Annotated in this window: 27 protein-coding genes and 1 pseudogene; 9 read left to right on the top strand and 19 right to left on the bottom strand. The window is 54.1% G+C overall.

The annotated features are described in order from the left end of the window. The first annotated feature begins 102 nt into the window (after positions 1 to 102). Positions 103 to 798, top strand: a complete 696-nt coding sequence (locus ACODS3_RS03195; RefSeq protein WP_489033235.1) for a helix-turn-helix domain-containing protein — start codon at positions 103 to 105, stop codon at positions 796 to 798. Positions 799 to 1005: 207 nt separating this feature from the next. Beyond that, positions 1006 to 1440 (top strand): hypothetical protein, encoded by a 435-nt coding sequence (locus ACODS3_RS03190; RefSeq protein WP_489033233.1) that lies wholly within the window; start codon positions 1006 to 1008, stop codon positions 1438 to 1440. 80 nt (positions 1441 to 1520) lie between these two features. Here ACODS3_RS03190 and ACODS3_RS03185 read toward each other — a convergent pair whose 3' ends face one another. Continuing rightward, positions 1521 to 2663 carry an HNH endonuclease signature motif containing protein gene (locus ACODS3_RS03185; RefSeq protein WP_489033231.1) on the bottom strand — a complete coding sequence of 381 codons (1143 nt, stop codon included), beginning with the start codon at positions 2661 to 2663 and terminating at the stop codon, positions 1521 to 1523. A 274-nt stretch (positions 2664 to 2937) separates the two neighbouring features. Here ACODS3_RS03185 and ACODS3_RS03180 point away from each other — a divergent pair, with 274 nt between their 5' ends. After that, complete coding sequence (locus ACODS3_RS03180; RefSeq protein WP_489033229.1) at positions 2938 to 3318, top strand: hypothetical protein; 381 nt, start codon at positions 2938 to 2940, stop codon at positions 3316 to 3318. 104 nt (positions 3319 to 3422) lie between these two features. Here the strand turns inward: ACODS3_RS03180 and ACODS3_RS03175 are convergent, their stop codons facing one another. The 3 genes from ACODS3_RS03175 to ACODS3_RS03165 form a co-directional block, all read right to left on the bottom strand. Next, positions 3423 to 3704, bottom strand: a complete 282-nt coding sequence (locus tag ACODS3_RS03175) for a hypothetical protein (RefSeq protein WP_489033227.1) — start codon at positions 3702 to 3704, stop codon at positions 3423 to 3425. Continuing rightward, the gene (locus ACODS3_RS03170) at positions 3691 to 4674 is read right to left on the bottom strand and encodes an RES family NAD+ phosphorylase (RefSeq protein WP_489033225.1); all 984 of its coding nucleotides are present in this window, start codon (positions 4672 to 4674) and stop codon (positions 3691 to 3693) included. The genes ACODS3_RS03175 and ACODS3_RS03170 overlap by 14 nt, the downstream gene beginning before the upstream one ends. A 195-nt stretch (positions 4675 to 4869) precedes the next feature. Continuing rightward, a complete protein-coding gene (locus ACODS3_RS03165) occupies positions 4870 to 5595 on the bottom strand; it encodes a TRADD-N-associated membrane domain-containing protein (protein WP_489033223.1) in 726 nt (241 codons plus the stop codon). 330 nt (positions 5596 to 5925) lie between these two features. On the opposite strand from ACODS3_RS03165, the gene ACODS3_RS03160 reads away from it, so the two are divergent. Next, positions 5926 to 6531, top strand: coding sequence for a hypothetical protein (locus tag ACODS3_RS03160; protein ID WP_489033222.1), 606 nt, complete (start codon positions 5926 to 5928; stop codon positions 6529 to 6531). A 5-nt stretch (positions 6532 to 6536) separates the two neighbouring features. Here the strand turns inward: ACODS3_RS03160 and ACODS3_RS03155 are convergent, their stop codons facing one another. After that, positions 6537 to 7550 (bottom strand): P-loop NTPase family protein, encoded by a 1014-nt coding sequence (locus ACODS3_RS03155; RefSeq protein ID WP_489033220.1) that lies wholly within the window; start codon positions 7548 to 7550, stop codon positions 6537 to 6539. Between the two features lie 188 nt (positions 7551 to 7738). Between ACODS3_RS03155 and ACODS3_RS03150 the strand changes: the two genes are divergently transcribed. Next, the gene (locus tag ACODS3_RS03150) at positions 7739 to 7945 is read left to right on the top strand and encodes a hypothetical protein (protein ID WP_489033218.1); all 207 of its coding nucleotides are present in this window, start codon (positions 7739 to 7741) and stop codon (positions 7943 to 7945) included. On the opposite strand, the gene ACODS3_RS03145 is transcribed toward ACODS3_RS03150, so the two are convergent. Beyond that, on the bottom strand, positions 7928 to 8473 hold the full coding sequence (locus ACODS3_RS03145; RefSeq protein WP_489033216.1) for a hypothetical protein: 546 nt from the start codon (positions 8471 to 8473) through the stop codon (positions 7928 to 7930). The genes ACODS3_RS03150 and ACODS3_RS03145 overlap by 18 nt on opposite strands. A gap of 650 nt (positions 8474 to 9123) precedes the next feature. On the opposite strand from ACODS3_RS03145, the gene ACODS3_RS03140 reads away from it, so the two are divergent. Beyond that, a complete protein-coding gene (locus ACODS3_RS03140; protein WP_489033214.1) occupies positions 9124 to 10035 on the top strand; it encodes a catalase in 912 nt (303 codons plus the stop codon). Here the strand turns inward: ACODS3_RS03140 and ACODS3_RS03135 are convergent. The 6 genes from ACODS3_RS03135 to ACODS3_RS03110 all read right to left on the bottom strand — a co-directional run bounded on the left by ACODS3_RS03135 (position 9968) and on the right by ACODS3_RS03110 (position 15796). Further along, positions 9968 to 10330 carry an ATP-binding cassette domain-containing protein gene (locus tag ACODS3_RS03135; protein WP_489033212.1) on the bottom strand — a complete coding sequence of 121 codons (363 nt, stop codon included), beginning with the start codon at positions 10328 to 10330 and terminating at the stop codon, positions 9968 to 9970. The genes ACODS3_RS03140 and ACODS3_RS03135 overlap by 68 nt on opposite strands. Continuing rightward, positions 10330 to 10473, bottom strand: coding sequence for a hypothetical protein (locus ACODS3_RS03130; RefSeq protein ID WP_489033210.1), 144 nt, complete (start codon positions 10471 to 10473; stop codon positions 10330 to 10332). The genes ACODS3_RS03135 and ACODS3_RS03130 overlap by 1 nt, the downstream gene beginning before the upstream one ends. A 607-nt stretch (positions 10474 to 11080) precedes the next feature. Next, positions 11081 to 12243, bottom strand: a protein-coding gene (locus ACODS3_RS03125; RefSeq protein WP_489033208.1) for an IS3 family transposase whose coding sequence is annotated in 2 segments (ribosomal slippage) — positions 11081 to 11988 and positions 11988 to 12243 — 1164 coding nt in all. Because the reading frame shifts where the segments join, the coding sequence is not laid out codon by codon here. A gap of 153 nt (positions 12244 to 12396) precedes the next feature. After that, positions 12397 to 13260, bottom strand: a complete 864-nt coding sequence (locus ACODS3_RS03120; RefSeq protein ID WP_489033206.1) for a hypothetical protein — start codon at positions 13258 to 13260, stop codon at positions 12397 to 12399. An 18-nt stretch (positions 13261 to 13278) separates the two neighbouring features. Beyond that, a complete protein-coding gene (locus ACODS3_RS03115) occupies positions 13279 to 14163 on the bottom strand; it encodes a UPF0158 family protein (RefSeq protein WP_489033205.1) in 885 nt (294 codons plus the stop codon). 403 nt (positions 14164 to 14566) lie between these two features. After that, the gene (locus ACODS3_RS03110) at positions 14567 to 15796 is read right to left on the bottom strand and encodes an RES family NAD+ phosphorylase (protein ID WP_489033203.1); all 1230 of its coding nucleotides are present in this window, start codon (positions 15794 to 15796) and stop codon (positions 14567 to 14569) included. 137 nt (positions 15797 to 15933) lie between these two features. Between ACODS3_RS03110 and ACODS3_RS03105 the strand changes: the two are divergent. Further along, positions 15934 to 16554 (top strand): annotated as a pseudogene (locus ACODS3_RS03105) (ATP-binding protein); the annotation flags it as partial. Here ACODS3_RS03105 and ACODS3_RS03100 read toward each other — a convergent pair. The 5 genes from ACODS3_RS03100 to ACODS3_RS03080 form a co-directional block, all read right to left on the bottom strand. Further along, positions 16521 to 17333, bottom strand: coding sequence for a hypothetical protein (locus tag ACODS3_RS03100; RefSeq protein ID WP_489033201.1), 813 nt, complete (start codon positions 17331 to 17333; stop codon positions 16521 to 16523). The pseudogene ACODS3_RS03105 and the gene ACODS3_RS03100 sit on opposite strands and share 34 nt — an antisense overlap. Before the next feature lie 393 nt (positions 17334 to 17726). Continuing rightward, a complete protein-coding gene (locus tag ACODS3_RS03095; protein WP_489033199.1) occupies positions 17727 to 18131 on the bottom strand; it encodes a DUF6957 family protein in 405 nt (134 codons plus the stop codon). A gap of 185 nt (positions 18132 to 18316) precedes the next feature. Then, positions 18317 to 18814 carry a hypothetical protein gene (locus tag ACODS3_RS03090; RefSeq protein ID WP_489033197.1) on the bottom strand — a complete coding sequence of 166 codons (498 nt, stop codon included), beginning with the start codon at positions 18812 to 18814 and terminating at the stop codon, positions 18317 to 18319. A 179-nt stretch (positions 18815 to 18993) separates the two neighbouring features. Continuing rightward, positions 18994 to 19311 (bottom strand): hypothetical protein, encoded by a 318-nt coding sequence (locus tag ACODS3_RS03085; RefSeq protein WP_489033195.1) that lies wholly within the window; start codon positions 19309 to 19311, stop codon positions 18994 to 18996. A 14-nt stretch (positions 19312 to 19325) separates the two neighbouring features. After that, the gene (locus tag ACODS3_RS03080) at positions 19326 to 20054 is read right to left on the bottom strand and encodes a metallophosphoesterase (protein WP_489033193.1); all 729 of its coding nucleotides are present in this window, start codon (positions 20052 to 20054) and stop codon (positions 19326 to 19328) included. 230 nt (positions 20055 to 20284) lie between these two features. On the opposite strand from ACODS3_RS03080, the gene ACODS3_RS03075 reads away from it, so the two are divergent. Further along, positions 20285 to 20740, top strand: a complete 456-nt coding sequence (locus ACODS3_RS03075) for a helix-turn-helix domain-containing protein (protein WP_489033191.1) — start codon at positions 20285 to 20287, stop codon at positions 20738 to 20740. 295 nt (positions 20741 to 21035) lie between these two features. Here the strand turns inward: ACODS3_RS03075 and ACODS3_RS03070 are convergent, their stop codons facing one another. Together ACODS3_RS03070 and ACODS3_RS03065 are read right to left on the bottom strand one after the other, a co-directional pair. After that, positions 21036 to 21806: a hypothetical protein gene (locus tag ACODS3_RS03070; protein WP_489033189.1), complete on the bottom strand. Its 771-nt coding sequence runs from the start codon at positions 21804 to 21806 to the stop codon at positions 21036 to 21038. A gap of 107 nt (positions 21807 to 21913) precedes the next feature. Continuing rightward, complete coding sequence (locus ACODS3_RS03065; protein WP_489033187.1) at positions 21914 to 22873, bottom strand: hypothetical protein; 960 nt, start codon at positions 22871 to 22873, stop codon at positions 21914 to 21916. A 617-nt stretch (positions 22874 to 23490) separates the two neighbouring features. Here ACODS3_RS03065 and ACODS3_RS03060 point away from each other — a divergent pair. After that, on the top strand, positions 23491 to 23820 hold the full coding sequence (locus ACODS3_RS03060) for a hypothetical protein (RefSeq protein ID WP_489033185.1): 330 nt from the start codon (positions 23491 to 23493) through the stop codon (positions 23818 to 23820). Positions 23821 to 23846: the final 26 nt, after the last annotated feature.

Here is a 23846-nt window from a genome sequence, read left to right as displayed (position 1 = left end):
GCCGGCAGCTGGGAGCGCAGGCGCCTGTCGTGCTCCTGTCGTGTCGTGTCATTGGTAGCTTCTTCATCATGAGTCCTACCAACCTTCTGATGGAGCGAAACAATGAACAGCACCACGTCTGGCCAACCTCGCCTGTTGAACCTTGAAGAATTCGCGGCCCTCATCCGCAAAATGCGCGAGGTCTTTCAGTGGTCTCAAGAGACCCTGGCCGAGCTTGCGGGTTTGCACGTGCGGACGGTGCAGCGCGTCGAGAACGCCAAGTCGGCGAGTTTCGACACCCGCCGCGCACTCGCACGAGCATTCGAGATCAAGGACATCGACGCATTCAACAAGCCCTACATCATTCCTAGTGAGGAAGAACTCATAGAAGAGAAAGCCCGCTTTGACCGCGACTACATCACGCTGCCGGCAGTCCCCGTATTGACTGGCCACCAGCTCGCGAAGCTCGCAGAAGGCTCAACGGTCGATATCTGCCAGCCTGTTTTTGAAATCAAGCGTGAGGCTCATGAGGTCTTTGCGGCCCTCGTCGACTATTTCCGCGAATATCGGGACTGCGCCAGCGATTACCCGGAAACCTCAAAATTTGCGGTGTACGACGAGATGCAGGAGCTCATCGATGAGCTGCTCATGCTGCAGGTGTCTATTCAGTGCGCGACGCGTGAAATTCACCTGAAGGCGACGGGCAGCCAGCCAGATGCAAAACCCATGACTGTCCAGATGACTTACCTGATTGCCTTCGAACAGGGCAAGGCTCCGGATGAGTTCGCGGTGCAGAAGAAACTGGACTTCCGTTTCTGATGCTTGCCGCGTTGAGCAGGGACGCTCATCCCGCAGCCCACTCACTTGCCTAACTCGTGTTCAAACGCTGAGGGGAACAGCAATGGGCTGGCCTCACTCGATCACATACACCGCCTGGTCGATCTACAAATCTGGTAACGAATTCCAAGCCTAACCCGCAATCCTCTGTGAGACGATCAACGCCGAACTCACTGACGGGTGAACCCCATGATTGCAGCTCTAAGCCGTACCGCTCCGATAGATCGCAAAGACCCACCCAAACGCGTTTTGTACCTGTGGTTGGTGGCGCTGTGTCCTTGCCTGGCAATGGGCGTGTTATGGAACCAGGGTGATTTGACCATGGTGTCCAGCGCGATGACGTTGTCCGCCTCGGCAGTCTTGCTGCTCAACCTGGAGAAGATTCAAGACTACGTGCGGCCAGAGTGGGCTCGTGAGTACGAAGCCAAGATGGCTCCCCTGAAAGCACGTCTGTTGGAGCAGGATCTGAGCGCCTCGGAGCATGAGCATGTCGTGAATCGAATCAAGGATCTCGACGATCGCTATCACCTCGTCACCAGCCCTGCGGTCACCTATCGCTGGATCAACAAAATGAGCGCAGTCATGGGGAGTATTGCAAGGCTCCTGCGATCAAACTCCCACTGAGTCCGGATCGCATCCTCCCGAACATTCGCAGCCATTGGATGGGCCACAACCAAAGTGGCTGCGAATGATCAGTCCCGTCTTTACTGGATTTCCTCGAAATCTTCCTCTTGCGAATCATCATAGATATCGCCCACCAGGCCCGCTTCGTAAAGCCCGGCGTGATACATCCGCTTCTTCATATCAGGATGAGCGTTGCGTATGGCCAGAACGGTGCCGATGAGCTCTAACCGTCCCAACGATCGCCGGATGCGGTTCACCAAGATAAAGCATCCGAGGTTCTGAGAGCCCCGCAGCCACAGAGTCCTCGCCGAAGTTGAGGTGCCTTCGTTTCGGTCGAACACGAATGTGATGTCGACGTTGTTTACTGAGCGCTTCCCCAGGACTGGTTGCGTACCGGGGGCATCCGACTCAAGCCCCGTCAGCGTGAACAACCCTTGTACAAACACGAAGTCCCCTTCTACGACCCAGTTGGACAGTTTGCCCCGGTCGAGCTCATCGGTGATGTGTCTAATGGTGCTCGCATCGATCACAGCACTTAGCATTTGAGTCATGTAGAGGTACAGGTAACGCGCGCTGGCGCTGTCGTGTAGCACCTGTCGGCTGTCCTCTTTGACGACGGCGCCATCCTCTGCACAAAACGCAGAAATTCGGCATTGCTCAAACCCCGCGAGCCGGTCGAACTCAACCCCGACTTCCTCTGCGACCTCGAAAAGCCTGAGGTGGTTGAAATACCACCAATGACAGCCCTGTCCTTGGGTGGCTATATGAACGCTCATCCGGTCAAGGTGCTCGACTCCGCTCTCCCAGGCGGCCTTGAGGGCCTGTAACCGCTCTGCTGACAGCGTCATGTCGAGTGAGCGCTTTGCGTGCGCCTCGCTGTGGTGGTTGGAGCACAGCACCGCGAGGTTGGTCGGGGAGTGATCACGGCTTTCAGACCAGGGCCGGATATGGTGAACCACGACAGGCAGAAGGGCGTCCCGACACACGCAACACACCCAGCGATTCGCAAAGAGCACCTTGATCAAATCGTCCATCGGGATTGGAGGCCTGGCGCCCTTCCTGAGAGCGGCAATATCCGGAGGGGAGATTTGCAGGCCTGCCAGTTCATCGTTCCCCAGTAACCGCAGCTTCGCCAGGGTCAACCCCTGTTTGCGTAGTTGCTTGGCAAGGGCGCTGTTGAGGCCACGAGCGATCAGTGCGAGCTCAGTACGGTTCGAATTCATGGCCTACGCTCTCGGCTATTCGTCAGATGCCACTCAAGAAATCATAGCCCGCCTCTACCAGGAGTCGCGAACGGGGTTATTGCGGGCAATGTCGGACAACGGCTTCGTGGCCCGATGCTCTCACCTAGGCCCTCAGTTAGAATCGGCCGGCCACCCCTTCTTCGACTCATTCAAAAAGCGGCCTTCATGACCAACGTGCATTCCCACCTCCCCATCCTCAACCTCAGAGCACTCGCGAGCCAGACACCAATCACCATCGCGCCGAGCACGAACCATGCTTGATTTGTCGGATGGCTGGGATCTCGGGGATGTTGAATGGGTATGGGCAACTGTTGCCGCGTGCTACAGCAAAAAGCAGGTTCATGCCTGGGTAACTCAAACCATGACGAGCCACAAAATTGACTTGGGCTGCTTTTCGTTCGAGCCAGTGTCGGACTGTAACGGGCGTGGTGAATACCCACGCGGCATCATGAAGATCCTGATGCGCGTGTTGCGCCCGATGGGTGTGGCCGCCAAAAATGCCGATCAGGACGCGTTCTATATTCAAACGCCGGTGTGGTATCACCTGACCACAGCAGCGTTAGGCTGGTGTCCGCCTGAGCTTGTGCCCGCACATCTGCGAGACACAAAATTTGCGCTGGATCTTGGCATCTAAGCAAAAGCCTCCCTAGCGTGTGGTGCCACGCCAGCGGGCATGGTGGCCGTTGCGGCTACTCATGCCTGACTACCTTTGGACAGCGGGCTATCAAGCCTTCCACCTTAGAAATCAAATACCGGCTGTGGCTCAGCGGCGGACGGCGTCTCGGGGAGCATGTATTCATCAGTGCCAAAGACCACACCTCTGATGGTGTGCTTGATGAGGCTGCCATTGACGTATTCGATTCGCGGCGCATCCGAAGCCTTACGGCCGCGCAGGTGATATCCGCCTGAAACCGGCCAGGTCATCGAAGTGGCCTCGCAAGCGACGTGTGAGAAGAGCACGAGGTTCTGCCCACCTTCTTTTTGCACCGATTTGAAGATGACCCCGTCAAAGCGTGGCACGTAATGGGTTGCCAAGTATTCGGCAATGACCTGTGTGATCAGATAGCTGCGTTGGTTCCCGGGATTTACAGGGGCTGTGATCTCGTTGTGCAGGTAGCGAAGAAATTCCTGCCGCCCTGTTTTTTTCGAAGTATTTGGGATCAAAACAGCTTGGCGACGGGCCAAGATCTGCGCTCTCAAGCCGTCCGAAGTCCAACACTCTCACATCTGCATTCAACCGAAACTCGCCGCTGACCACATCGCTGCCCACGCGAGGTCGAAGCTCAGCAACGCATGTGTCGCGATCAAAGGCGCCATAGAACGCAGGTACCCCGGCAGGATTCATCCTGCCCTCGCCTGCTTTTGCCTTGGGGGGCGCACCGAGATTGCGAGCTGGATCAGCGCAGATGACCTCGACGTCTTCATGCCCTGAACATGCCCGAGCACGGAAAAAGGGGGCTGCATTATCGGGGGTGAGTAGTCGCACCACCGAATTTTCCTCAGAGGATGCGGAGTAGCTGTCCACCCCTTCGAACAGCCAACCCAGAAATTTCCTGGCACTGTCATTGAAGTAGCGGTTGCCGTGTGTCATGCCTTCCTGGAACTCGCACCACTGGTGCCCGGCATTGTTGGGAATGAATGGCAGGCGGACATAATTGGTGTCGTTGTTGTAACAGGCCAGATCGCGATATACCTCTTGGACGATCGGAACGATCGTGTCGCAGTCAAAAATTTCACTGATCCAGTACACCGCATCCTCCCCTTCCTGGACGTCCCGAGCACCATCGGATGTCCAACGAGGCATGTAATCACCTTCGCAGATGTACGAGCCCAGCACCTTCTCCACTTGAGCGGTAATCTTGGATAAAGGGACACATTTGCGCTCGTTTCCGCAGAGGCTACAGGGTGCCGAGGTACCTTTACGCTGGATCTGCCGACGCAGGTACGGTTCAGTTGCGCAGTCGAAGCAAACGATCTTTTCTATGGCCATGGCCAACTCCCTAACCTTTCTCAAACGCTGTGCGTCGTCGCTTGCGCCGAAGCGCCTTCCTGGCTGGCCAGCATTTCACCCATTACCCCTTGCCCGCGCTAGAGAGCCATCGCAGCGTTCTGCGCAGGCTCGGGGCTAGTACACGCGGTCGGAGAGCTTTGGTTGTTGCACTGAGGTTCGATTGGTGACTGCCGGTCAGTCACGCGGCTTCGATTCTCCGGGTTTGGCATAAAGGCCGAGTAGCTGCTTCGCGAGCTCAGCAGTGGTCTGCTCCTTCAGCGGAGTCGACGTGTCTGGTATGTTCGAAATCACCTGAACGGCCATGCCAACTGCATTGATCCTCTCCAGCACCCCCACATAATCTTTGGATTGGCCCAAAATTGATCGGTAAATAATGAGGAACGATCCGCCTATCAAGCTGACCAGCACGCCTGAAGCAGAGGCCACAACAGCGACCGGCAAACGGTCTGGTGATTCGAAGGCTTGATACAGGCCATACATAATCAGGCCGAAACCCGCCAACATGACGATAAGCGTCAGCCAATAGATAGACCTAACTTGGGCCAAATTTCTGTCTAGATAGCTTTCCAGCTTTATTCTAGCCAGATCCCAAGCAAATTGAGGCTTCTCAGGATGCTGGAGTGCCCTGCTCTCGACCTTCTCAAACGCGGAGGCCTTAGCCTCTTGATCCAAGTACTCCTGATATCCAATCACTCCAGTAAGCATCAATCCGCCCGCAACCAGAAGACCGATCACCAAAGCGCTTGGCTCGCTCTTGAGGGCAAAAGCGGTCTGATAGCCGTGAACGATCCCTCCAGCTGCAATCGTGACGAATGCAGCCAGCAAAGCTAAGCGCAGTTTAAGCGAGCCCTCAAAGATCAACCGAAGTATGTTTTTGGTGATATCAAAACTGAGAAACATGGGCTGGCCTGTGAATTCAAGGATGAATGATCGCGATATCGTAGGGCATTGTGCCATGCTCGGCCCTGTGTCGTAGCTCTTGTGAAGAGCGCGCGCTTGATCACCGTGGCAGCGGTTTTGGTCTGTGCCTCTATCTCTGAAGGCTTCAACCACACCGAAGCGAACCAACGGAACGGCCAGGTATAGGGGAAACGCTCGGCGGGAAAAGCTGCTCGCCGTTTCATAGCATTACTTGATGGCCCGACGCTTTGCCAAGTCGATCCACGGGTAGAATTCTGTCGCGAGAAAGTCTCAGGCGTCTTGTTCCATCAGAATGTAGGAGGACACTCGTTGAACGCGTTACAGGCAGTCAGCAAGGCGCTGCAGAGGAAACTCTCGGCTTTCCAGAAGGATCCCATGAATGAGGAGATGCTCCACGGTGCGGCGCTTCTCGCACTCGATGTCGGCATCATCATGAATTCCCCAGCGCTCATGACCGAAGCGCAACAGGTCATCCGCTGGATAGAGCAATGGACTCTTGATCAGGAGATGGCCTACGCAGTTGAGATGGAAGAAAGTCATGCTGCATGGAAACAAAGCCAGGAGCCAACCGGCGAGGCTTGGCGGTTTGCCGACGCCATTGTGGGCCCCGAGTACAATGACCCGAGGTGGATCAGGCTCGTCGATGCTTACCGCGAAGCCTTTCCCACGTTCATTGTGCGCAATTTTGTCTTCGCACGGCTCGCCCCTGCTCAAATGTCATTCCGGCTACGCCAACTCCTGACCAAAGTGTTCGAAGAAAAAAAGCTCGGGCGAATTCCGACCGAGACAGAAATGCGTGACTTCTTACCTGAAGCTAAAGCCCGCCTCCAAGTCCAAACGCTGACTTATCTGGAGCGATCGCTACCTGGATATGACTTTCAGGGTCATGCAATTTTGAAACAAGCGGAAAGCTGATCGCCTCACGCAGAATTGCGACGCGGAGCTGATGTCAGCTCCACCAGTTCCAGCAGCTCGGACAAGTCCATCCTGCCAATCTTCAACTGCAGGCTGTAGCTCTCCATGATTTGCCCCCCCAGCTTGTTGAGCGCTTGCTCAAGCAACTGATAATGGTGGTTGTACTGATCTTCGTTCTGCCATTCGCCGAGCATGTGTCGGGGGATCGGAGGGGAGGTCGAAACCGCCTGAGGTATGAAATACGGATAAAGAAGCTCGCTGCTGACGTCCAAGCCAGCTTTGGCAGCGACACTAGCGAAGTCCATGGACATCGCGCTAGGCCGGTGCACGATCCATTTCGGAGCGTGTAACACGTCCGCGTCTATCAGATCCTTGACCGGAGAAGCTTCGATATAACTCTCCAGGTTGACAGGAATGAGATAAAGATCGGGACGAAAGCGACCAAGGAAACCCTTGGGATCTGGCGCGGGTGCGGCGTTGGGATCAGAGGGTGAAGGCCATATCAGAGAGTCCCTTACGAGCCGGGTGGACACGTCCACAAACACAATTTCATCAGGCGATGGCTTATACCCAAGGATCTTTTCTGGGCTCAAATCGGGACAGTCGATCCAGAGTGGTTCGAGAAGCATTGGGACGAGGTCAGCACTACGCCGGGCATCTTCATACTCAGCGTGCAGGTACGTCGTCTTCATGTGCAAGGACTTCGCGGTCGCAGCCAGGTTCATGCAAAGGCTGGTCACCCCTGTACCACCTTTGAGGCTGGCTACCCCAATGACGAGCCCATCTTGAGGCAGCTCAACGATCGAACTGATGTTTTTGCTGGCCTTGGATCGTACCAATTCGGTGATCCAGCCCATCAGGAAAGGATCAACAGGATTTGTCCCGTTCAGCCATCGGCTAATTGTCTCAGGCGCAGTCCGCTTTTCATCCTCTCGCAACGCTGTAACCCGTTCCGCCAAAGCTACGCCCGTCAGGTCGAGGTACTGCATCGCTTGTTTTAGAAGAGCCGCATTCGTCATAGCATGATCCTCAGTCATTTTTTAACTTGGTGAAATTGACTTTAGGTCAATTTTTCAAGAGTGGCAGATTTTTTTAAGTGCAGGAGGCTTCATACGGAGGCGATCGGAAGGGCGATCGGCTAACGTGCAGGCCGCTTACCTTTTTAGGCCTAGCGATCCGAACAGAAACGATTGGGGGATTGGAGACAATGGACAGTGAGAGCGTGTATTGCGACATCAAAATGACTATCGCTGAAGCTGTCGAGATGCTCGAAGTTCTCAAAGAGTGGCGCGATGCTGGCCGCCATCCTGCGCTAGAGGGCACATTTCAAGACATGCAGGCTCAGATCACAGATTCGATTGGCTACGCAGCCTCAGACCGGGTCGGCCTGTTGAAATCAAAACCCAAGCATTAACCAAATGCCAATTGCAAACTGCTGATGTCTTAACGGCATTGCAGATTGCTGTAACCAGCCCCACCTAACCATTCGTGTGGCAGCCGCGCTACGACTCGAACAGGCAGCAAGTGTGGGACTCACAGGCCTAAGGCGTCGGCACCAATTCTTTGAGCAGATGAATGCCATGAGCATCCGATCCCAGAGATATCCCGCCAGCTTTCCGATCGAGGCCAGCATCTCGACCTGCTCAGCGCCGCGCAGCAACACTACTCGGTGGGTACCTGCGAAATCGCCATCAAAAGACATTGAGTAGTCATCGATTTTCAGCTTGCTGCCCGGTGCAATCCTCGAAGCATTGGCGATCCTGTCCCCAAAGGCCGAGCCCTGCTTTGCGTACTCAGCGATCTCATCGTCGGCGCTTGCAAAAACGTAGAGCTTGCGACCGATGTAGATGATATCCGTCTGAGTGCGGTTGACGAGCCAGGTCGGCTGCAGGTCAGAGCAGCGACTGAAGAACGGGATCGCTAGGTAGATCCCCTCCCCCACGTCCGCGAGTGCGCATCAAGGTTCAAAGCCGCGAGCGCCTCAGCGACCTCTCTACGGCGCGCAGACAGTTGCTCGAAGAGATTCCTCATCATGCACTGGCCTGAAGCCCATGAACGACTCAAGGGAGTCGCAGGCGGCGTTCAACCGACCGTAGCGTCCGAGCGCTTCTTGCTGAGACTCGATGACTGCTGGGTGACAGTCCCGCTCGAACCAGGTCGTGGATTCCAGCACCAGCTTCCGGATGTCGACTCTAGACATTCCCTGTCGCCTCCGACGTACTCAAGAGCACAAAACTACTCCTAATCAAAGTTTCGGTTGCGAACTACTTTCAGCCGAAACCAGTGGCCAGAACAATGCATTTTGATCCTAACCGGCGAAGTCCTACCTCACCGTCTGCGGTAGCGACTAAACCTCGACGTTCCCCCTCGCCAGATCACGCAGTCCATCACAACAATTGACAACTCCTGATTGTCACTAAAGCAATCTTAAGCTCATTTTTATCAATTTTCGGTGGGGTTATTAAAGTACTCCACATATGAGCCCGCCGCTCGCCTTGAGTAAATGCCCGGGCTGGCAGAGGGCTCTTTTAGCCTGTTTATTGTGGAGAATCCTGAGTGTCTCACCCCTCAAAAACGCCAAGGTCGCGGCTGATGCCCATCTTGGGCATCGCATCGATAGTTGCAGGTCTGGGCTTGGCGTTTGCCTGGTCAGCAGATTGGATTGGTCACCGTGGGCTGACCGCCAATCAGCTTCTGACCTCTGTTGAGCAAGACGCGCCGAATCCATTTCCACCCGGATTCAGACGCGCGCACGGTAAAGGCATGTGCTTCACAGGCCAATTCGTGCCTACGCAACAGGCAGGTGATCTGTCGTCTGCACGCATTTTCTCGGACAGCGAGACTTCGGTGGTGGGTCGCTTCTCACTGGGTGCCGGTGACCCGCATGCTGCCGACAATTCCACTCGCATCCTGAGCATGTCGCTGCTGTTCAGACAGCCGGACGGGGGCGAGTGGAGGATGGCCATGATCAATGACTCATTCTTCCCCACCGCTTCTGTTGAGGGACTCGTTGCAATGGGCGAAGCCTTCGCGCCTGATCCCATTACGCATCAGCCAGTGCCGGCAAAGATCGAGGCTTTTTATGAGGCGTATCCAGAGGCAAGGAAATACATAGAGGCTTCGGACAAGGCGCCATGGTCACGCAGTTTTTCCGGCACTCCGTTCTACAGCATCAACGCTTTTGCATTCACCAACAAACAGCATCAGAAACGGTTTGTTAGATGGTCGTGGCAGCCTCGGCTTCCATTCAGCGGATGGCCCGTCGAGTCCCGAGATCAAGCGAGCCCACAGGCCTTGTTCGATGACCTAGTCACCAGCGCTGCCAGCAAGCCTCTTGTTTGGGATTTGATCGTGACCATCGCCGATCCAACCGACCCCGTTAACGATCCATCACAGCCTTGGCCGGACAGCAGGCTGAAAGTGAATGCCGGGACGCTCACGGTAAACGCGCTGAGCGTTCATCGTAATCAACGAGTCCAAGCTTGTGAGGCAACCTTTCAATGAGGATGTTTTCTCCCACAGTAAACCGAGGGATCAGGTTGCGTTCCTGGTGCACAGCGCCGATCCCAGCCTTCAGTGCATCCTGAGGCTTGGTGAACTTGACCGGCTGATCGTTGACCTTGAGCTCACCGCCGTCGGGTCGGTACAGCCCGGTAATTATTTTGATCAGGGTAGATTTGCCAGCGCCATTCTCACCCAGAAAAGCGTGAATCTCTCCTGGTTGGATTTCAAAGGATGCACCCTTCAGTGCCACCACGCCTGGAAACCGTTTTTCAATATGATCCAATGTCAGCTTCATTATCGAGCCCTCTGAGCCTTGACGGCCCGATATCTGTTCATCCCCACGGCGGCCAGGATCAGCGCCCCCAGCAGAAAATCCACCCAGTAAGGATCAACTTCCACCAAGACCATGCCGTTCTGGATAAGGACGACGAGAACCACGGCAAGCCCTGTCGCGAGGACGGAGATATGCCCGCCCGTCAACGCACGCCACCGATGATGTCGTCAGTAACTACGACATCAGTGAACGTGCCGCCGGTGTCAACGGAAATGCGGTACATTTCGTTACTCCGTGATGACGTCTTCAGCGAAAAACGCCTTAACCTTTTGGGTGGGTTCGTGGAGTAAGAATGCAGGTATTGAAGTGGCCGTGGCTCGGCCCTGATTGCCAATCACTATGCTGAGATTGCCCCGCCACAAATTCCTTCAACAAGTTCCGTATCAATCCGATTAACTCAGCACAGCTGCGCCAGCGCTCCCCCTAGAGGCGCGCAACCACATGGCAAAAGCTGGGTATGTGAAGTGAAAGCAGCGCAACGCATGCCGGCTGCAAACTGGCAAACTTTACATTCTCTGTGAGCCGTTAATTGACGGAGGGATGGAGCAACCAAGCGCTCGCAGTCGTCGCAATGAGCCGGATGCTAGGCAAATCGGCCTCTACTCCGGGGGGAGTGATCAGAACATTGGAACAAATTCGCCGCATTGCCGCATTGCCGCGAACGGCATAATCACACTCAGCGGCCCCCGCATCCCCCTCCCTTTGTAGTGGTCAACTAATCCCGGACACGACGTTAAGTTTTTTCTCGGCCTGAGCCGGGGCCAGCCCATCGTTGAACTGGTGCGGTCGAATCCAGTTGTACCGATGCATCAGGTAATGACTGATGTCTCGGTGCGCTTCTTGAGCCGTCATGTAGCCCACGGTCGGTATCCATTCAGTTTTCAAACTGCGAAACACGCGCTCCATCGGCGCATTATCCCAACAGTTTCCACGACGGCTCATGCTCTGGCGCATGCGGTAACGCCACAGCCGTTGGCGAAACTGGCGACTGCCGTATTGCGAGCCCTGATCCGAGTGGAATAGCAGTCCTTGAGGCCGGCCACGCTGTTCGCAAGCCATGTCCAACGCCTTGATCACCAAGTCCGTGTCCGGTTTGCTCGACAGCGCCCAGCCCACAACTCGACGTGCATAGAGATCCAGCACGACAGCCAGGTAATGCCATTTTCCTTGAGCCCAGATGTAGGTGATATCGCCACACCAGACCTGATTGGGTGCCGGCACTTCAAACTCTCGATTCAAGATATTCGGAATATCCGGTCGCTCAACCGTCGCTTGTTTGTAGGCATGTGATCCAGGCTGTTTGCTGACTAACGCCAGCTCCCGCATCAGGCCGCGCACCTTGAATCGTCCGATTTGCTCGCCATCGTCCTGCATCATCGACACGATACTGCGGCTGCCGGCGGCGCTTCGAATCTGCGTGAACAGCTCATTGACTCGGCTGCGCAACCGAAGTCGCTCAACGTCCGGAGTTCGACGTCTGAGGCGATGGGCGTAGTAGCACGAACGAGTGACATCAAAGACTGCGCAAAGCCAATCAACCGGCTCCTGGGCGCTCAGCTGATCAATCAGCGCGTGCGCTCGTGCTCTTCCGACATCAAGAGCGCGGTAGCCTTTTTTAAAATGGATTTCTCTCGCTCAAGACGAGCGATCCGGGCTTCCAACTCTTGAATCTTTTGCTGTTCAGGCGTCAGCGCTTTTGTTTGAGGAGTAACACCGCTGCGCTCCTGCTGGAGTTGGTTCACCCAGCGACGCAACGCGGACTCGACCACCCCAAGCGACCTGCAGGCCTCGATATGGCTATAGCCTTGATCGAGCACGAGAGCTGCGGCCTCGCGTTTGAACTCAGCTGAAAAGGAACGACGTTGTTTGGTCATCAGACACCTCTATCTGGCGAGCATTCTCGCCTAAATGGGTGTCCGGTTTCATTAGACCACTACACTTGGCGATCGACCAGTGCGCCTACGCCTGAAGTTTGGTAGCTACAAGGGCCGACCCCATGCGGGTGGCTGCAGCCTCACAACCTGAAATCAAGCCACAGCCTTGGCCGTAACGTGATGGCATGAGCGCACCAAGTCGATATCGGGGTGCGGCCCCATGTACAGAAGGAAGATATACGTCTGACCATTGTGATGGACATCGTGGTAGTAGACCCGGGGCGCGGCGATCGCCGTAGTTTTCTGCCCCTTGCTCAAATGTGAGTGGACGGTGCACGTCCCTAAATCATGGCCATCTATCGAAATGGTCAGCTTGATCTCAATGCCGCCGGTTTGTGCATGCACAAGGTTTTTACTGCGAAAAAAAGCATCTTTGCGCCCATTTCCGCCGTTGAGCTCGATCAATTCGTGCAACGCATCAACGCAATCGCGCATGAAGGTATAACGGTGCTCAGCCACCTCATCGCACAAATCAAGGGCATCATCCACGACGACAAGATTTGGGGAATTTTCAATCACATACTTTACGTAAATGGACGGTGGCTCATCGTTATCGACCCCAACAAGGTCGTCAATCAGGCACTTTAGAATTCCGTTGTAGAACCGATCATCAGGCTTCACCCTTGGAACGAGCTGAGGCCAGCCAGTCCCGGGGCCACCCACGTAGCGGACTTTCGCGTTCATTTGCTCCAACGCGTCCAGCTCTGCCTGGAGGCTCGGCTTGAAGGTGGCATAGGGCAAGACCAGAATTTCTGCATCCGCATAGGAGTCGACAAGATTGTCGCAGTAATTGTAGAGGCCGTGGATTGCGTCCTCTTCGCTCGGCACTATTGTGAAATCACCCCTCCTGTTCAGATCGCAGGGCACGATTGTAGGGATGAAGTCGTGTCGCCCAAGTTGCGTTTCCACAAATTGGCGAATGTTTTTAGGGATACCGATGATGAGGACGTGAGACATCAGTACTTCCCTTAGTTCTCAGATGCGAGAAGCGGCCAGGAGGTGACTGAGCAGCGTCGGAATCACGAACGCCGTAATGTCGGAATCATCCATTTTGGCGAGAAGCAGCTCCACCTGACGGCGCGGGGCAATGGCCAAGCTTGACACCTCAGTAGGCACAGGCGCTGGCTTCAACACCGCAGGGACTGCTGGCTTCAAGAGCTGATCCATCGCAATGCCTGAAGCGATCGCCCAAGCCTTGATGACCTCTGTAATGTAGTGGGTTCGCAATCTGCGCCACTGATCCTCATGTTCCCCCAGCAACTCGGTGAACTCTGCATTCGCCTGGCTGGAGTAGCCATCAGCCAAAAGCTCGGTCAGCTTCTGGCGTTGAGTCACGTCGATCACTTGAGTGTCCAGAAATCCACGCATCCAGCCAAGCTGGGTCTCGCTGTCTATGCGCTTGATTTCTACAAACGCTGCCCCTTTGCTTTCAAGGGCTGGCAGCATTTTCTGGCTGTCTTCTTCCGAAAAGTGATGCACCGCAGATGTTTCGCGGTCGTAGTACCTTGATCGCTTCGGATCAGGGTTGGTGAAGGCGCGCCAAACGTCACTGCGCAGTCGCAGAGCCGAACCTTTCTCTGGCTTCACATTTGATTCAGTCGCAGGACGAGAAGCCTTCAAATAAACCTGGATGTCGCCTGACGACTTAGGGTGAACAACAGTGATCAGGGTCGAAAGCGTGCCTTCTAGATAGGCAGCAAATTTCCGATAACCGAACTCATTTTCGTCGAAGCGCGGATGGCCAAGCTTTTTGAGGTCACGGTTCAAGCGTTGCTTCAATCGGGCACCCAACTCTGGCTCTGGCGAGCACTGGGCAACCAATTTGACAATAAGGGAGGGTACTGAAAGGGATTCTTCCATAAAAACTCCAGGCAAGAGAATGTTGGATATCCCGCCACATACTAGTCATATGGCGGGTATCCAAGAATGCATGTCAGCCTGGTTCCTTAACTACTAGCCACGTCGTTCAACAGACTGAACCACCTTACCCGTTGACGCATTGGCGCTGCTAGAGCCCTCAAGATGCGCCTAGATTCACGGAATCCGGTCGATCTCTCAGTCGACCTGCTACGGGTTTCCCGATGCAGGCTTAAGTGAATGGTATGGAAAGCACTGCATTATCGTCAAGCCCTTTCGCTTGTCATCACTCAACGGCCCCCACCTCACACCAACGTCGAATCCACCTTTCGAGGCCTGGTAACAGGGGTGCCCCTCCCCCGTACGTACGGTTGCACTCAGCCTGGAGCAGGGTACGGGGAAGGTCTTAACCGCCTAGCTTGGTCGTGCGAAATTCAACCCCCGCGATTTCAAAGACCGACACACCATCCTTTGAAGGGACGAGATCGAACTGAGGCACCCAGTCAGGAATTTGCAATGACTCAAGCGGACTTCTGTCGAAAATCACATAGTTGACGCCACCCTCTCGCTGGACTGAGCGGAACGAGATGCCATCAAACCTCTGCTTGTCATAGTACCGAATGAACTCAGCTAGCGCTTGAGTCACCACATAATCCGTATCGTTCGCGCGCACGGGCCGGGCGATCAGATCGTGGAGATACTCAAGCAACAGACGACGGTCAGTTCGCTTCTGATAACCGGGCTCAAACCAGCTGAGTGCTTGATGTTTTAACGCAGTGAGTGCCGTGAAATCAAAGAACTCCAACGGTCGAGTCGAGACAAATTCTGCCACCACAACCTTGTCGCCAATCGAGGGCCGCACCTCCGCAATCCCCGTCTGGGCGTCGTCCGCGACGTAAAGCAGCGGCACGCCCGAAGGACTCATCCGGTTATTGGCCGCGCGTTCCTTTGGAGGTGCTCCTAGCTGCTTGGCGGGATCATCTTGAAACGCAAGGAGCTGACTATGCGTAGAAGCGATCCGCGCTCGATAAAAACGAGTGCCTTGCGGGGCAATCTTGACGACCGAAGCAACGTCAGCATTTTCGAGGCTCTGGGCTCGCATCGCCTCAAAAATCAGGGACTCGAAAAATGTGCTGGCATTGGTATTGAAAAATCTGCGGCCATGCACAAGCTCAGTCGCTATCCGTGCCCAATCACCTTCGACCCACCATCGCTCGTGCTCTTCAGACTCAAATGGGCTTGATGCCCAGCAGTATTCTTGCCCGTCGAAGTAAAAGTCTTCCTCATCGGCATCCGGATCAATAAGTCGGCCTGCCACCGCATCACATACGGCTTTCGAATCACACTGGATTGCAAGCCCAACAATTCGGCTGAGACCCATCTCGTAGCCTGGGTGAAGCCCATAGTCGATGGCAAAGTGATCTGAAAGGTGTTTTTTGATGGTGTCTGCAATTTTGCTGGACGTGAGTGCCTCCACCACTGATTTTCCACAACGAGCGCAGAGATGGGCTTGCGAACGTCTAGAAGACAATTGCTTGAGCCAAGTGTCGCCAATGCAGGCCACACAAACAAACATGGGTTCCTCAGCGTCTTCCTGGATAAGGATCTCTTGCCAGATGTTGTCCAGTAGTGTCATTAAATCGCTTCCTTGTAACGTCTCGGCACCGCCAAATCGTATCACTCTCTCCTCAATCCAGCCCAACCATCAACTACGGATCCGTAGCGGATATCAAGCCCATCCCCACACTTGTGACAGTCTCGCGCAGCACCGTCTCTCCGATCAATAATCTGATGGGTAAGGCCCAAGTCACGCTGGCCCGAGAGCGCCCCTCCTCGGAGTACAGACAGGCGCTGGAATCATGCCTTGAGGAACTCGATCGACTCTCGAAGATGGTATCGCAGATGCTTTTCCTGGCCAGCGTCAGCCAACCATCTTCCTTACGATCGACAGCCGATGTCCAGCTTTCAGAAGAGGTCGAGAAGGTCATCGAGCTCTTTTCGCTACAGGCAGAAGACAAGGACATACAGCTCACCTGTACCAGTTCAGGCCTGGTGATCGGTGACCGAATCATGATCCAGCGAGCCATCTCGAACCTGCTGTCGAACGCGATCCGCCACAGTCCGCCCAGCACCGTCGTGGTCATAGCCGTTGCCGAGTTCAAGGAATCGGTCGAGATCGAGGTAACCAATGCGGGTGAAGGCATCGACCCCATACACTTCCCAAGACTCTTCGACAGGTTCTACAGGGTGCATGCGAGCCGATCCAGGCATGAAGGTGGGACAGGCCTGGGACTTGCGATCGTGAGAACCATCATGAGCCTTCACCGGGGCACCGTGACGGTCGAGAGTGTTCACAACGGTTACGGTGAGTGCTTGGCCGTGCGTTGCCACTGAGGGTTGATCACAAGCAGTTCAGAGTCGAGGACTGTCCGGGAGATCAGTGAAAGGGTCTCCAGCGAAGGCCGTGCTCGGATCACCTTGCTCAGTTCCTCGGTATCAATCTCTGATGGTCGAGAAACGCTGTCTTGGCTACGGCGCGACCTGGCGACCTTAACAGCCTCAACGATCTGATCGCCCAATTTGATTACCCCTCCGGCTTCCAGCGATCGCGTCGCAGGCTTGTTCACCTGATCTTGTAGGAATCGACTCAGGATATGGAATTTTGCCGGAACGGGGTCTTCAGAGCAGCGATGAACCACACCTGCTCTGTTGAAGACCATATAGTGATCCTTCTCATCCGGAAGTGGCCCAATGTCGGAAGGGGCAAAGGCGGCAGAGCTATCCAGGATTCCGTCATGCAAGAAATGGCTGTTCAGCTCTGCAGCCTCATGGAACATCGGGGCTGTGTAGAGTACGAGGTTTCCTTTGCTTTCTAGATCAAGGAGCAGGTTGTGCTGATCTGAGCGCTGGAGCGAATGCAGGTGCCAGCGATAGTATGGGCCGCCCATGAGTCCGTATTCCTTGCAATTGCTTCGCACCATGTGGTGACTCAGCTTGAACTGCAAGAAAATCGGGCTGCCCCCTACGATCTTGACGTCATACCCTCCTCCTGCCTGACCTTCAGCGTACAGCGTAGGAAACTGCGGGGCGGCCGCGATAGACGTCCCCAGGAACTTCACCACTTCGTTGGTCACCGCATAGCCATACGAGAACTCAGAAATACTGGGCTTCATTGATGATCCCTATCGCGAGTCGGACAGTCCGTTTTGCATCTTGCATGCAGGAGAACGCGCGCAGACGTAAATGGGGTGCTGCGCGGACAATGGGAATCGAACCACAAGTCGAATCATTATGCGAGCAAAGTCCGCCCACTCTCCCACGGCAGGGGAGCCACGGCTTGAGGCCGAGCGAAATCTCCGGCACCGCAATAATCGTAGATTGGTAAGGCTAACCATTGGCAAGGCATCAACGGTTACCCTTTCCCATGGTGCTAACGCTAATGCTTCATTAATACCGGCAATGCCGGCTGAGGTTATACAGGGAGGACTGCGGATGGTGGAGCGCTCGGCCTACAAGCTTGTTGAGCATAGTTTTGATGTTCGTAGAAGACCCCGTACACTCTGAGATCAGAACAACAGGCTCAGAGAATCGAATTGCGCTCGCTTACGCCTACCAGAGCCTAGCAGGACGTATACGGTGTTTTTGGTGACAAAGAATGGCCCTTCGTGCCGCTCGGCCAGAAACGATGTTCGCACCCCCCTGCCTGGTCTGAACCGATCTCGACTGTCATGCAGTATTCCGCTAGCGAGCAAAAGAGCTGGCAGTTCTCCTTGAGCTGCCATTCCTTCTTTGATCAAGGCTGAAGCTGAGAACTCTATCCAGCACCATTCCCTGACGATGCAGAAGTTGCGATCAGGGAAGCGTTCTTTCACAAGCATGACCGCGTCTGGAAGCGTCGCGTCCAGCCCTTCTGCAACGAGGCTTGGGCCCTCTAGCCAATCGAAGATTGCACGTTTTACATCCTCACTCATGCCCTGCCCTCAAAATCCCCTGAACCTCTGATCTTCCACAGGAAGACGCGCGTTTATTCAACGCCTTCCACTTCAACGCGTAGCTAATGCAGGTAGTACACGAACGCTTGGGTCGTTGCTGGTACCTGGTACGTGCAACTTTTGACGCTGGAGCACCATGCCTCGCGCAGATACCAAATAAACTGCTATTTGACGATAATCCCATAATCCGCCAAATCATTTACTAGCGTCTTGCGACTCAACATGGCGGGTACTTTGAAGATATGTCGATAGCCGTAATAGAGACCGGCAGGGATGATCAACAGGCCCACGCCGAAGGTGGCGGTCGCTGCAATAACGCCACCAGGTATAGAGCCCAGGCCATAAATGATGCCCTTGATAAGACTCGACCTTGCAATAAGGCTCATATGATCCAGGTCGTATTCAATCTTACCGTCACTTTTCTCGAATGCCACGATGACAATTTCTTTTTTACTAAGGTGTTTGTAGAACCAGGTGCGCGGCTTGTCAGTCACCATTGCGCCATGGTTTTTGAGGTAATCGAGCACTAAGACACGTTTGAAGTGGAAGGTTTTCCCCTCCGAGTCCTCGCAGCGAACCATGGTGTACAGCGCATCGAAATCGCCACTGGCCTTCAGATTAGAATTATTGATTGTAAGGGTAAGCTTCTTGAGATCTGACATAACTGTCCTTAATTACGAGAAAACCATTTCCGTTGTTCACACACAAATTGGGTACACGTGTCGGCCCCACGTATTCTTTGGGGTTACGTCACCTAGCTGCTTGCTTTAATCCGAATATCATCAGCCACGTTTAATCAGACACTCGATGCCCTACTGTTAATGGACACACTGATCCCCATTCATAAATCAGCACGGCTAGCGAGGGCTGCCGATCGCCCATAGCTTTCCGAAAGGGTGGAAACGATCACGTAGTGATCTCCCTCATCGAGACTGCGCACTAATAGATAGCCGTCTCTCTCAACTACTGGCCGAATCGGAGGGGTAACAATCGTCATCCCATCAGGGATGACGCCGGACAGGTCGTGATAAACCAGAGCAGCATAACGATCGCCTACTCGCGCCGCGTCTGTCAGGTACGCATCAACGATGACGCCCCACTCGACAGCGCTGGCTCGCGCAATTGCGGCTGGACGCTCCATCAGTTCACAAGCACTCACGCAATACTTCCTCGCTAAACTTCGATAACTTTCGCAGGATCAAAACCACATTCTTCCCCCGGGTATCCGCGCTGATTCGACAAAAATCGGCAGCCACCAAGCACCGTGTCGATCGAGTGATGCGTGTGGCCAAACGCCCAGTAGTCCGCCTGTTCGGCCAAGCTGTGCCACCTGTTGTAATAGGCGGCGCTGACATGACCATCATGCTCATCCCCCGCGACCTCTGGAATCGGGCAGTGGTGGGTCACCACAAAGGTCTGGCCAGGAAAGGGCTGGCTCAGCTTTCGCGAGAGAAACTCTCGGGTGGCCTGGTTTTTGGCAATGACATCGGCCGGCCGCAACCGACGGTAGTTTGTATCGGCGCGAATCATCTTGAAGTCATTCATTTCCCTGGAGCAGGTCATGGACGCGGCAGTCACATCGCCAGTGCTGGAGAAATCCGTCCAGCCGGTTGCTACCAGAAACCTCACATCCTCGAAAACCCATGACTCGTTCTCCATGACGTGCACGTGGGGCGCCGCCGCTGCCTTCATCTTCTCGACTGTTCGGTTAATGTTGCCTTTGTAGTGCTCATGATTGCCGGCGCAATAGATGACCTGGCTTTTGAAGGTCTCATTTGCCCACAAAACACCGCGTGCCTGAAGGTCGATGTCACCAGCGAGGATGACCACATCTGCCGACAGCTGCGGCGGGATGAAGCGGTCGAACTCGTTATGCAAATCTGAGTAGAGCAGTACTTTCATGGGCGTCGAGGCTTAGGAGTTTGCTACGTGGTGCGCAGGGTGGCTCGCGGGGCCAAGGCCCGTTTTCTGCACGTCAGAGCTAAATGTCGGGTTATGGCTATATTGAGAAAATCCGTCTGACAGGGCTGCGCGCAAGCAAGCGGAGAACTCAACGTCAATCTGTGTGACTATAGGCACTTGCGTATGACAAAGCAAATTCAGCATATCGTTCCGTTTAACCGGAAACGCTTATGTCGCTCCGCATCGCATACGGCTCTACCCTGAAATTCCTGCGTGCACGCCAGGACGCCTCTCAGGAAGATTTGGGCCATGCTATTGATCGTTCCTACATCAGCCGGCTTGAACGGGGTGAGCGCTCAGTGACTCTCGACGTAAGCCACTCCATTGCTGTGGCACTGGACGTAGATCCTCTAACGCTTTTGGTACTGACTTACGCTGCGGAGCGAGGTCAGACGCCGCAACAGGTCGTGGGTCACCTCCTGGGCGACCTCACAGCTACTGGGCTGTTGGAGTGCGAAATCCCTTCCCTTCCCCACAAGACATCGCACCCGGTAACGGTTGCGGCTGAGGAGCTGCGCGCACGGATCAAGGCTCTTATTGATGAGGGGTTGAGCCAGGCTGAGGCGGCCAGGCGGTTGGGGGTTGCTCGTCAGACGGTCAGCAATCACTTGAAGAAAATGGACTGAGTTTGAGTCTCCTCGCAATTGATCGAAATCTGGTCTCAGCAAAACAAAAAGCAGTGAGGAAGCCGAGTTGGCTGGTAGCCAAAACGAGCGTCCCGGGATCAGAAACAAAATGACCAATTCGTGATGAGCTTTAGTAAAGCAGCTCGCATTTCAGCAAGCCCACCACACCATGAGCGGGCCAAATCGCTCGACCCCAATGCCCAGCCATGGATGGACGCCACACCTCCCGCAGAGCAAACTCTTTGCGCCTGCCGCCCTCCCCATAATCCGCATCGGAGGATGCAGCCTCCATCCTTCAGTACGATTCGGTGCTCTTTTGTGCTGAGTCAGGGCGCACGACGACAACAACTTTTCTAGCGCCGAGCTGCGTCAGACGGTCATCCAAACTTCGAAGCATTTTCACGTATGAAACTTCGTAGTTATTCATGAGGTTATTCAGATCTCCTTCAATCGAGGACATACGACCAATATTCCTAACCAAAGAGCCATCAACCGCAGAACTATCAGAATTTATATTATCATGCGTAATAGCCGCAAATCTAACATAGCACTCTACCTGCACCGCGATCTTGTTAATATCATAGCTGTCATCAGAGCCCGGAGCAGCACAGGGATTGGATGAGCCTAAATTATCAACCGGCGCCTTATCTACCTCATCCACATGAATTGTATTATTAGCAAGATCGCCTCCATAGTACCGGGTCAGCTTGAATTGATTCTCGATAAGATTTTGACGCCATTCCCGATAGAATTCGCGGAATTTCGCATGAGGCCCGTCAAGGTATTGCCTCACCCCTTTACTCGTGGATGATCTCCGCAGCTCATCAAGAGCAGAGTATCCCTTAACTAGCAAACGACTCGTTTCTTGCGCAGCAGATTGTGCACCGTCCAGGAATTTTAGATTTTCCGCATTGTCATTCTGGCTTTTTTGCAACAGCGCCGTACCTGTAAGAGTCAAGCAACTTGTGATGATCGCACCAAGCGCTGTTTGCAAAAGCACATTGTCCTTCTTTTCAGATTTTTCTTTCGATCCAACACTATCTATCTGCTCAGCTCTGTTTTTCATCGTGAATTCAATGTACTCGGAGTAGAGTCAGTATCAAACCGCTCTTAAATAATAAACCTGCTGCCTCCTTGCTCGCCCCTTCAGGCGACGTGCCCATGCAGAGACAATCAGTCGTCCTTGTTCACAACGTGGTGGTGGTAAGCACACAGCCCCCCAAACTCCTGGTCACCTACGCCCAGACCATCCCCACAAACAGGACACTCCGTATACTCAAGTTCAGCGAAGCAGATACCGCACTGTCCGTGCTCAACCAGAAAAGTATCGTTTCCACAATCGTTGCAATTCTCTAAGCAGGCGTCACCGCCATCCTTGATGCTGACATAGTTGGCCCCCGCCAGAGACTCCATAAGGGCAGGCGCCATCACGGCTTCGTAGCTGCTTGCTTCCTGACACGCCGTACAGATAAATGCCAGGAACTCGGCATCGACGTCAGGATCTTCAACCGTGACCAGCTGTGAATCGCACTCGGGACAGCGGATATCCTTGACCGCATCAGCCAGCTCGGGAAATGCCCAATCGATTTTCTCCAAAGACTCGACACAAGCCTTGAGCTGAAGCACATACACCTGCTCAACCTCCACCAGCGATTGCCAGCATGCAGGGCCAAGAAGGCTGACAGGGTCTTTTCCCAAATGCGGCTGGCAGAACTGAACGATGAGCTGCAACGCGTTCGCGATCGCTTCCTGCATTTGGGAATGTGGAACGACGCTGTAATAGTGCTCAATCGAATTACGAATTTGCTGAAGTTTATCGAGCAGCTTCCAATCAATGCCTGTCACGCCTAGAGAGGTCAGCCGCAGCCGGATGTCCGCGTAGTCGACTGTCTTCTTGCCCTTCCCAGTCCACACGAGAGCCTGGCTCTCAGGGTTAATGACTGGACTGATATCGGTCTTCAATAGCACTTCATCAGACCCTGGAGGACTGAGTTCCTGCAGCTTGCATTTGAACAGCAGTAGCAAACCCGCATACAGATTGCGGATCGCGGAAAGCACTCTCCTTGGGTCTTGGTTATGGAAATCCTCCATCCCTAGCTGGATAGAGGTGACAGCATTATCGACCATGGTCATGTTGTACGCCTCGCTCCGGTGGCTACTGCAGTAAGGTAAAAACTGCGATGCCAGAGCATCTCAAACCAAATCCATGAGCCGTCCCCGGCTCGCGAAAGAACGCTACGCGATTACCTGCGCTATTTGCTGCACTACTAAAGTCATCTTGAAAAAAGAGGGAGAATCGTAACTGGTAACGACTAAATCCGGCGACGCCGAATTGGTCAAAAAATCACCGCTGTAAGGATTTTTACCATAAGCAAGCGGAGCGCGCAGGCGTGAGGATGGAAGCCCGCAGGGCCAAGACAGGCCAGCATGGTCAGGCTTGGTTCACGACAGCCAGCCCGCAGGCCACGCCCCAACCTATCCGATCACCTAGGTGGGGATGTACAGCACAACCTCGCTGTAACGATATACAGGAGTTCATCGACGAACCGGTTTGCTTCGGCCTGCAACTCTTCAGGTACACTCAAACGTATCAAGGATACCCATCAATGCAAAACCATTACGTGCTGTTTAATCGAGCTGATACCAATAGTTTCCATACTTCTAAAGCGCACATTGTCAACAGCTAAAGTCATTGCAACACAAAGGGATGACTGCCAACATGTTTAAACAACAATAAGAAGGTACCCAACATGACCTCCCTACGCATAACAATTTCTGTGAACGCATGTGATGAGACTGATTTCTACATGTATTCCTCCATCAAAAAATGGGACTCTTTCGGCGATTCTATTTTCCAAAAAATAGGGCTAGCTTACCGAGAGTCAGATGTAATCAGAAAAAGAATTACCGACAACCCCTACGAGGCCAAGTCTCACTTTGTTAAAAAAATGTCCAAAATCGGCGTTGGTCTTGAATTCGCCGAGACTCTCTTGGCTGCAAAAGGATGGACTCGACGAATGAGGTTGGTGTGGAATTTTATTGACGAGCATGAGCGATCAAACGCCAGAAAACTTGACTAATCCACGTTCGAGAACTATTGGCCCAA

This window comes from Pseudomonas sp. FG43, from assembly GCF_057809175.1.
Note: the sequence above shows the minus strand (reverse complement) of the source record. Positions and strands in the feature narration are given on the sequence as shown.

What these genes read in the sequence shown, in the direction of transcription:
- ACODS3_RS03195 (WP_489033235.1), top strand. Translation starts at nt 103, where the DNA reads ATGAACAGCACCACGTCTGGCCAACCTCGCCTGTTGAACCTTGAAGAA.
- ACODS3_RS03190 (WP_489033233.1), top strand. Translation starts at nt 1,006, where the DNA reads ATGATTGCAGCTCTAAGCCGTACCGCTCCGATAGATCGCAAAGACCCA.
- ACODS3_RS03185 (WP_489033231.1), bottom strand. Translation starts at nt 2,663, where the DNA reads ATGAATTCGAACCGTACTGAGCTCGCACTGATCGCTCGTGGCCTCAAC.
- ACODS3_RS03180 (WP_489033229.1), top strand. Translation starts at nt 2,938, where the DNA reads ATGCTTGATTTGTCGGATGGCTGGGATCTCGGGGATGTTGAATGGGTA.
- ACODS3_RS03170 (WP_489033225.1), bottom strand. Translation starts at nt 4,674, where the DNA reads ATGGCCATAGAAAAGATCGTTTGCTTCGACTGCGCAACTGAACCGTAC.
- ACODS3_RS03165 (WP_489033223.1), bottom strand. Translation starts at nt 5,595, where the DNA reads ATGTTTCTCAGTTTTGATATCACCAAAAACATACTTCGGTTGATCTTT.
- ACODS3_RS03155 (WP_489033220.1), bottom strand. Translation starts at nt 7,550, where the DNA reads ATGACGAATGCGGCTCTTCTAAAACAAGCGATGCAGTACCTCGACCTG.
- ACODS3_RS03150 (WP_489033218.1), top strand. Translation starts at nt 7,739, where the DNA reads ATGGACAGTGAGAGCGTGTATTGCGACATCAAAATGACTATCGCTGAA.
- ACODS3_RS03140 (WP_489033214.1), top strand. Translation starts at nt 9,124, where the DNA reads ATGCCCATCTTGGGCATCGCATCGATAGTTGCAGGTCTGGGCTTGGCG.
- ACODS3_RS03135 (WP_489033212.1), bottom strand. Translation starts at nt 10,330, where the DNA reads ATGAAGCTGACATTGGATCATATTGAAAAACGGTTTCCAGGCGTGGTG.
- ACODS3_RS03120 (WP_489033206.1), bottom strand. Translation starts at nt 13,260, where the DNA reads ATGTCTCACGTCCTCATCATCGGTATCCCTAAAAACATTCGCCAATTT.
- ACODS3_RS03115 (WP_489033205.1), bottom strand. Translation starts at nt 14,163, where the DNA reads ATGGAAGAATCCCTTTCAGTACCCTCCCTTATTGTCAAATTGGTTGCC.
- ACODS3_RS03110 (WP_489033203.1), bottom strand. Translation starts at nt 15,796, where the DNA reads ATGACACTACTGGACAACATCTGGCAAGAGATCCTTATCCAGGAAGAC.
- ACODS3_RS03100 (WP_489033201.1), bottom strand. Translation starts at nt 17,333, where the DNA reads ATGAAGCCCAGTATTTCTGAGTTCTCGTATGGCTATGCGGTGACCAAC.
- ACODS3_RS03095 (WP_489033199.1), bottom strand. Translation starts at nt 18,131, where the DNA reads ATGAGTGAGGATGTAAAACGTGCAATCTTCGATTGGCTAGAGGGCCCA.
- ACODS3_RS03090 (WP_489033197.1), bottom strand. Translation starts at nt 18,814, where the DNA reads ATGTCAGATCTCAAGAAGCTTACCCTTACAATCAATAATTCTAATCTG.
- ACODS3_RS03080 (WP_489033193.1), bottom strand. Translation starts at nt 20,054, where the DNA reads ATGAAAGTACTGCTCTACTCAGATTTGCATAACGAGTTCGACCGCTTC.
- ACODS3_RS03075 (WP_489033191.1), top strand. Translation starts at nt 20,285, where the DNA reads ATGTCGCTCCGCATCGCATACGGCTCTACCCTGAAATTCCTGCGTGCA.
- ACODS3_RS03070 (WP_489033189.1), bottom strand. Translation starts at nt 21,806, where the DNA reads ATGAAAAACAGAGCTGAGCAGATAGATAGTGTTGGATCGAAAGAAAAA.
- ACODS3_RS03065 (WP_489033187.1), bottom strand. Translation starts at nt 22,873, where the DNA reads ATGACCATGGTCGATAATGCTGTCACCTCTATCCAGCTAGGGATGGAG.
- ACODS3_RS03060 (WP_489033185.1), top strand. Translation starts at nt 23,491, where the DNA reads ATGACCTCCCTACGCATAACAATTTCTGTGAACGCATGTGATGAGACT.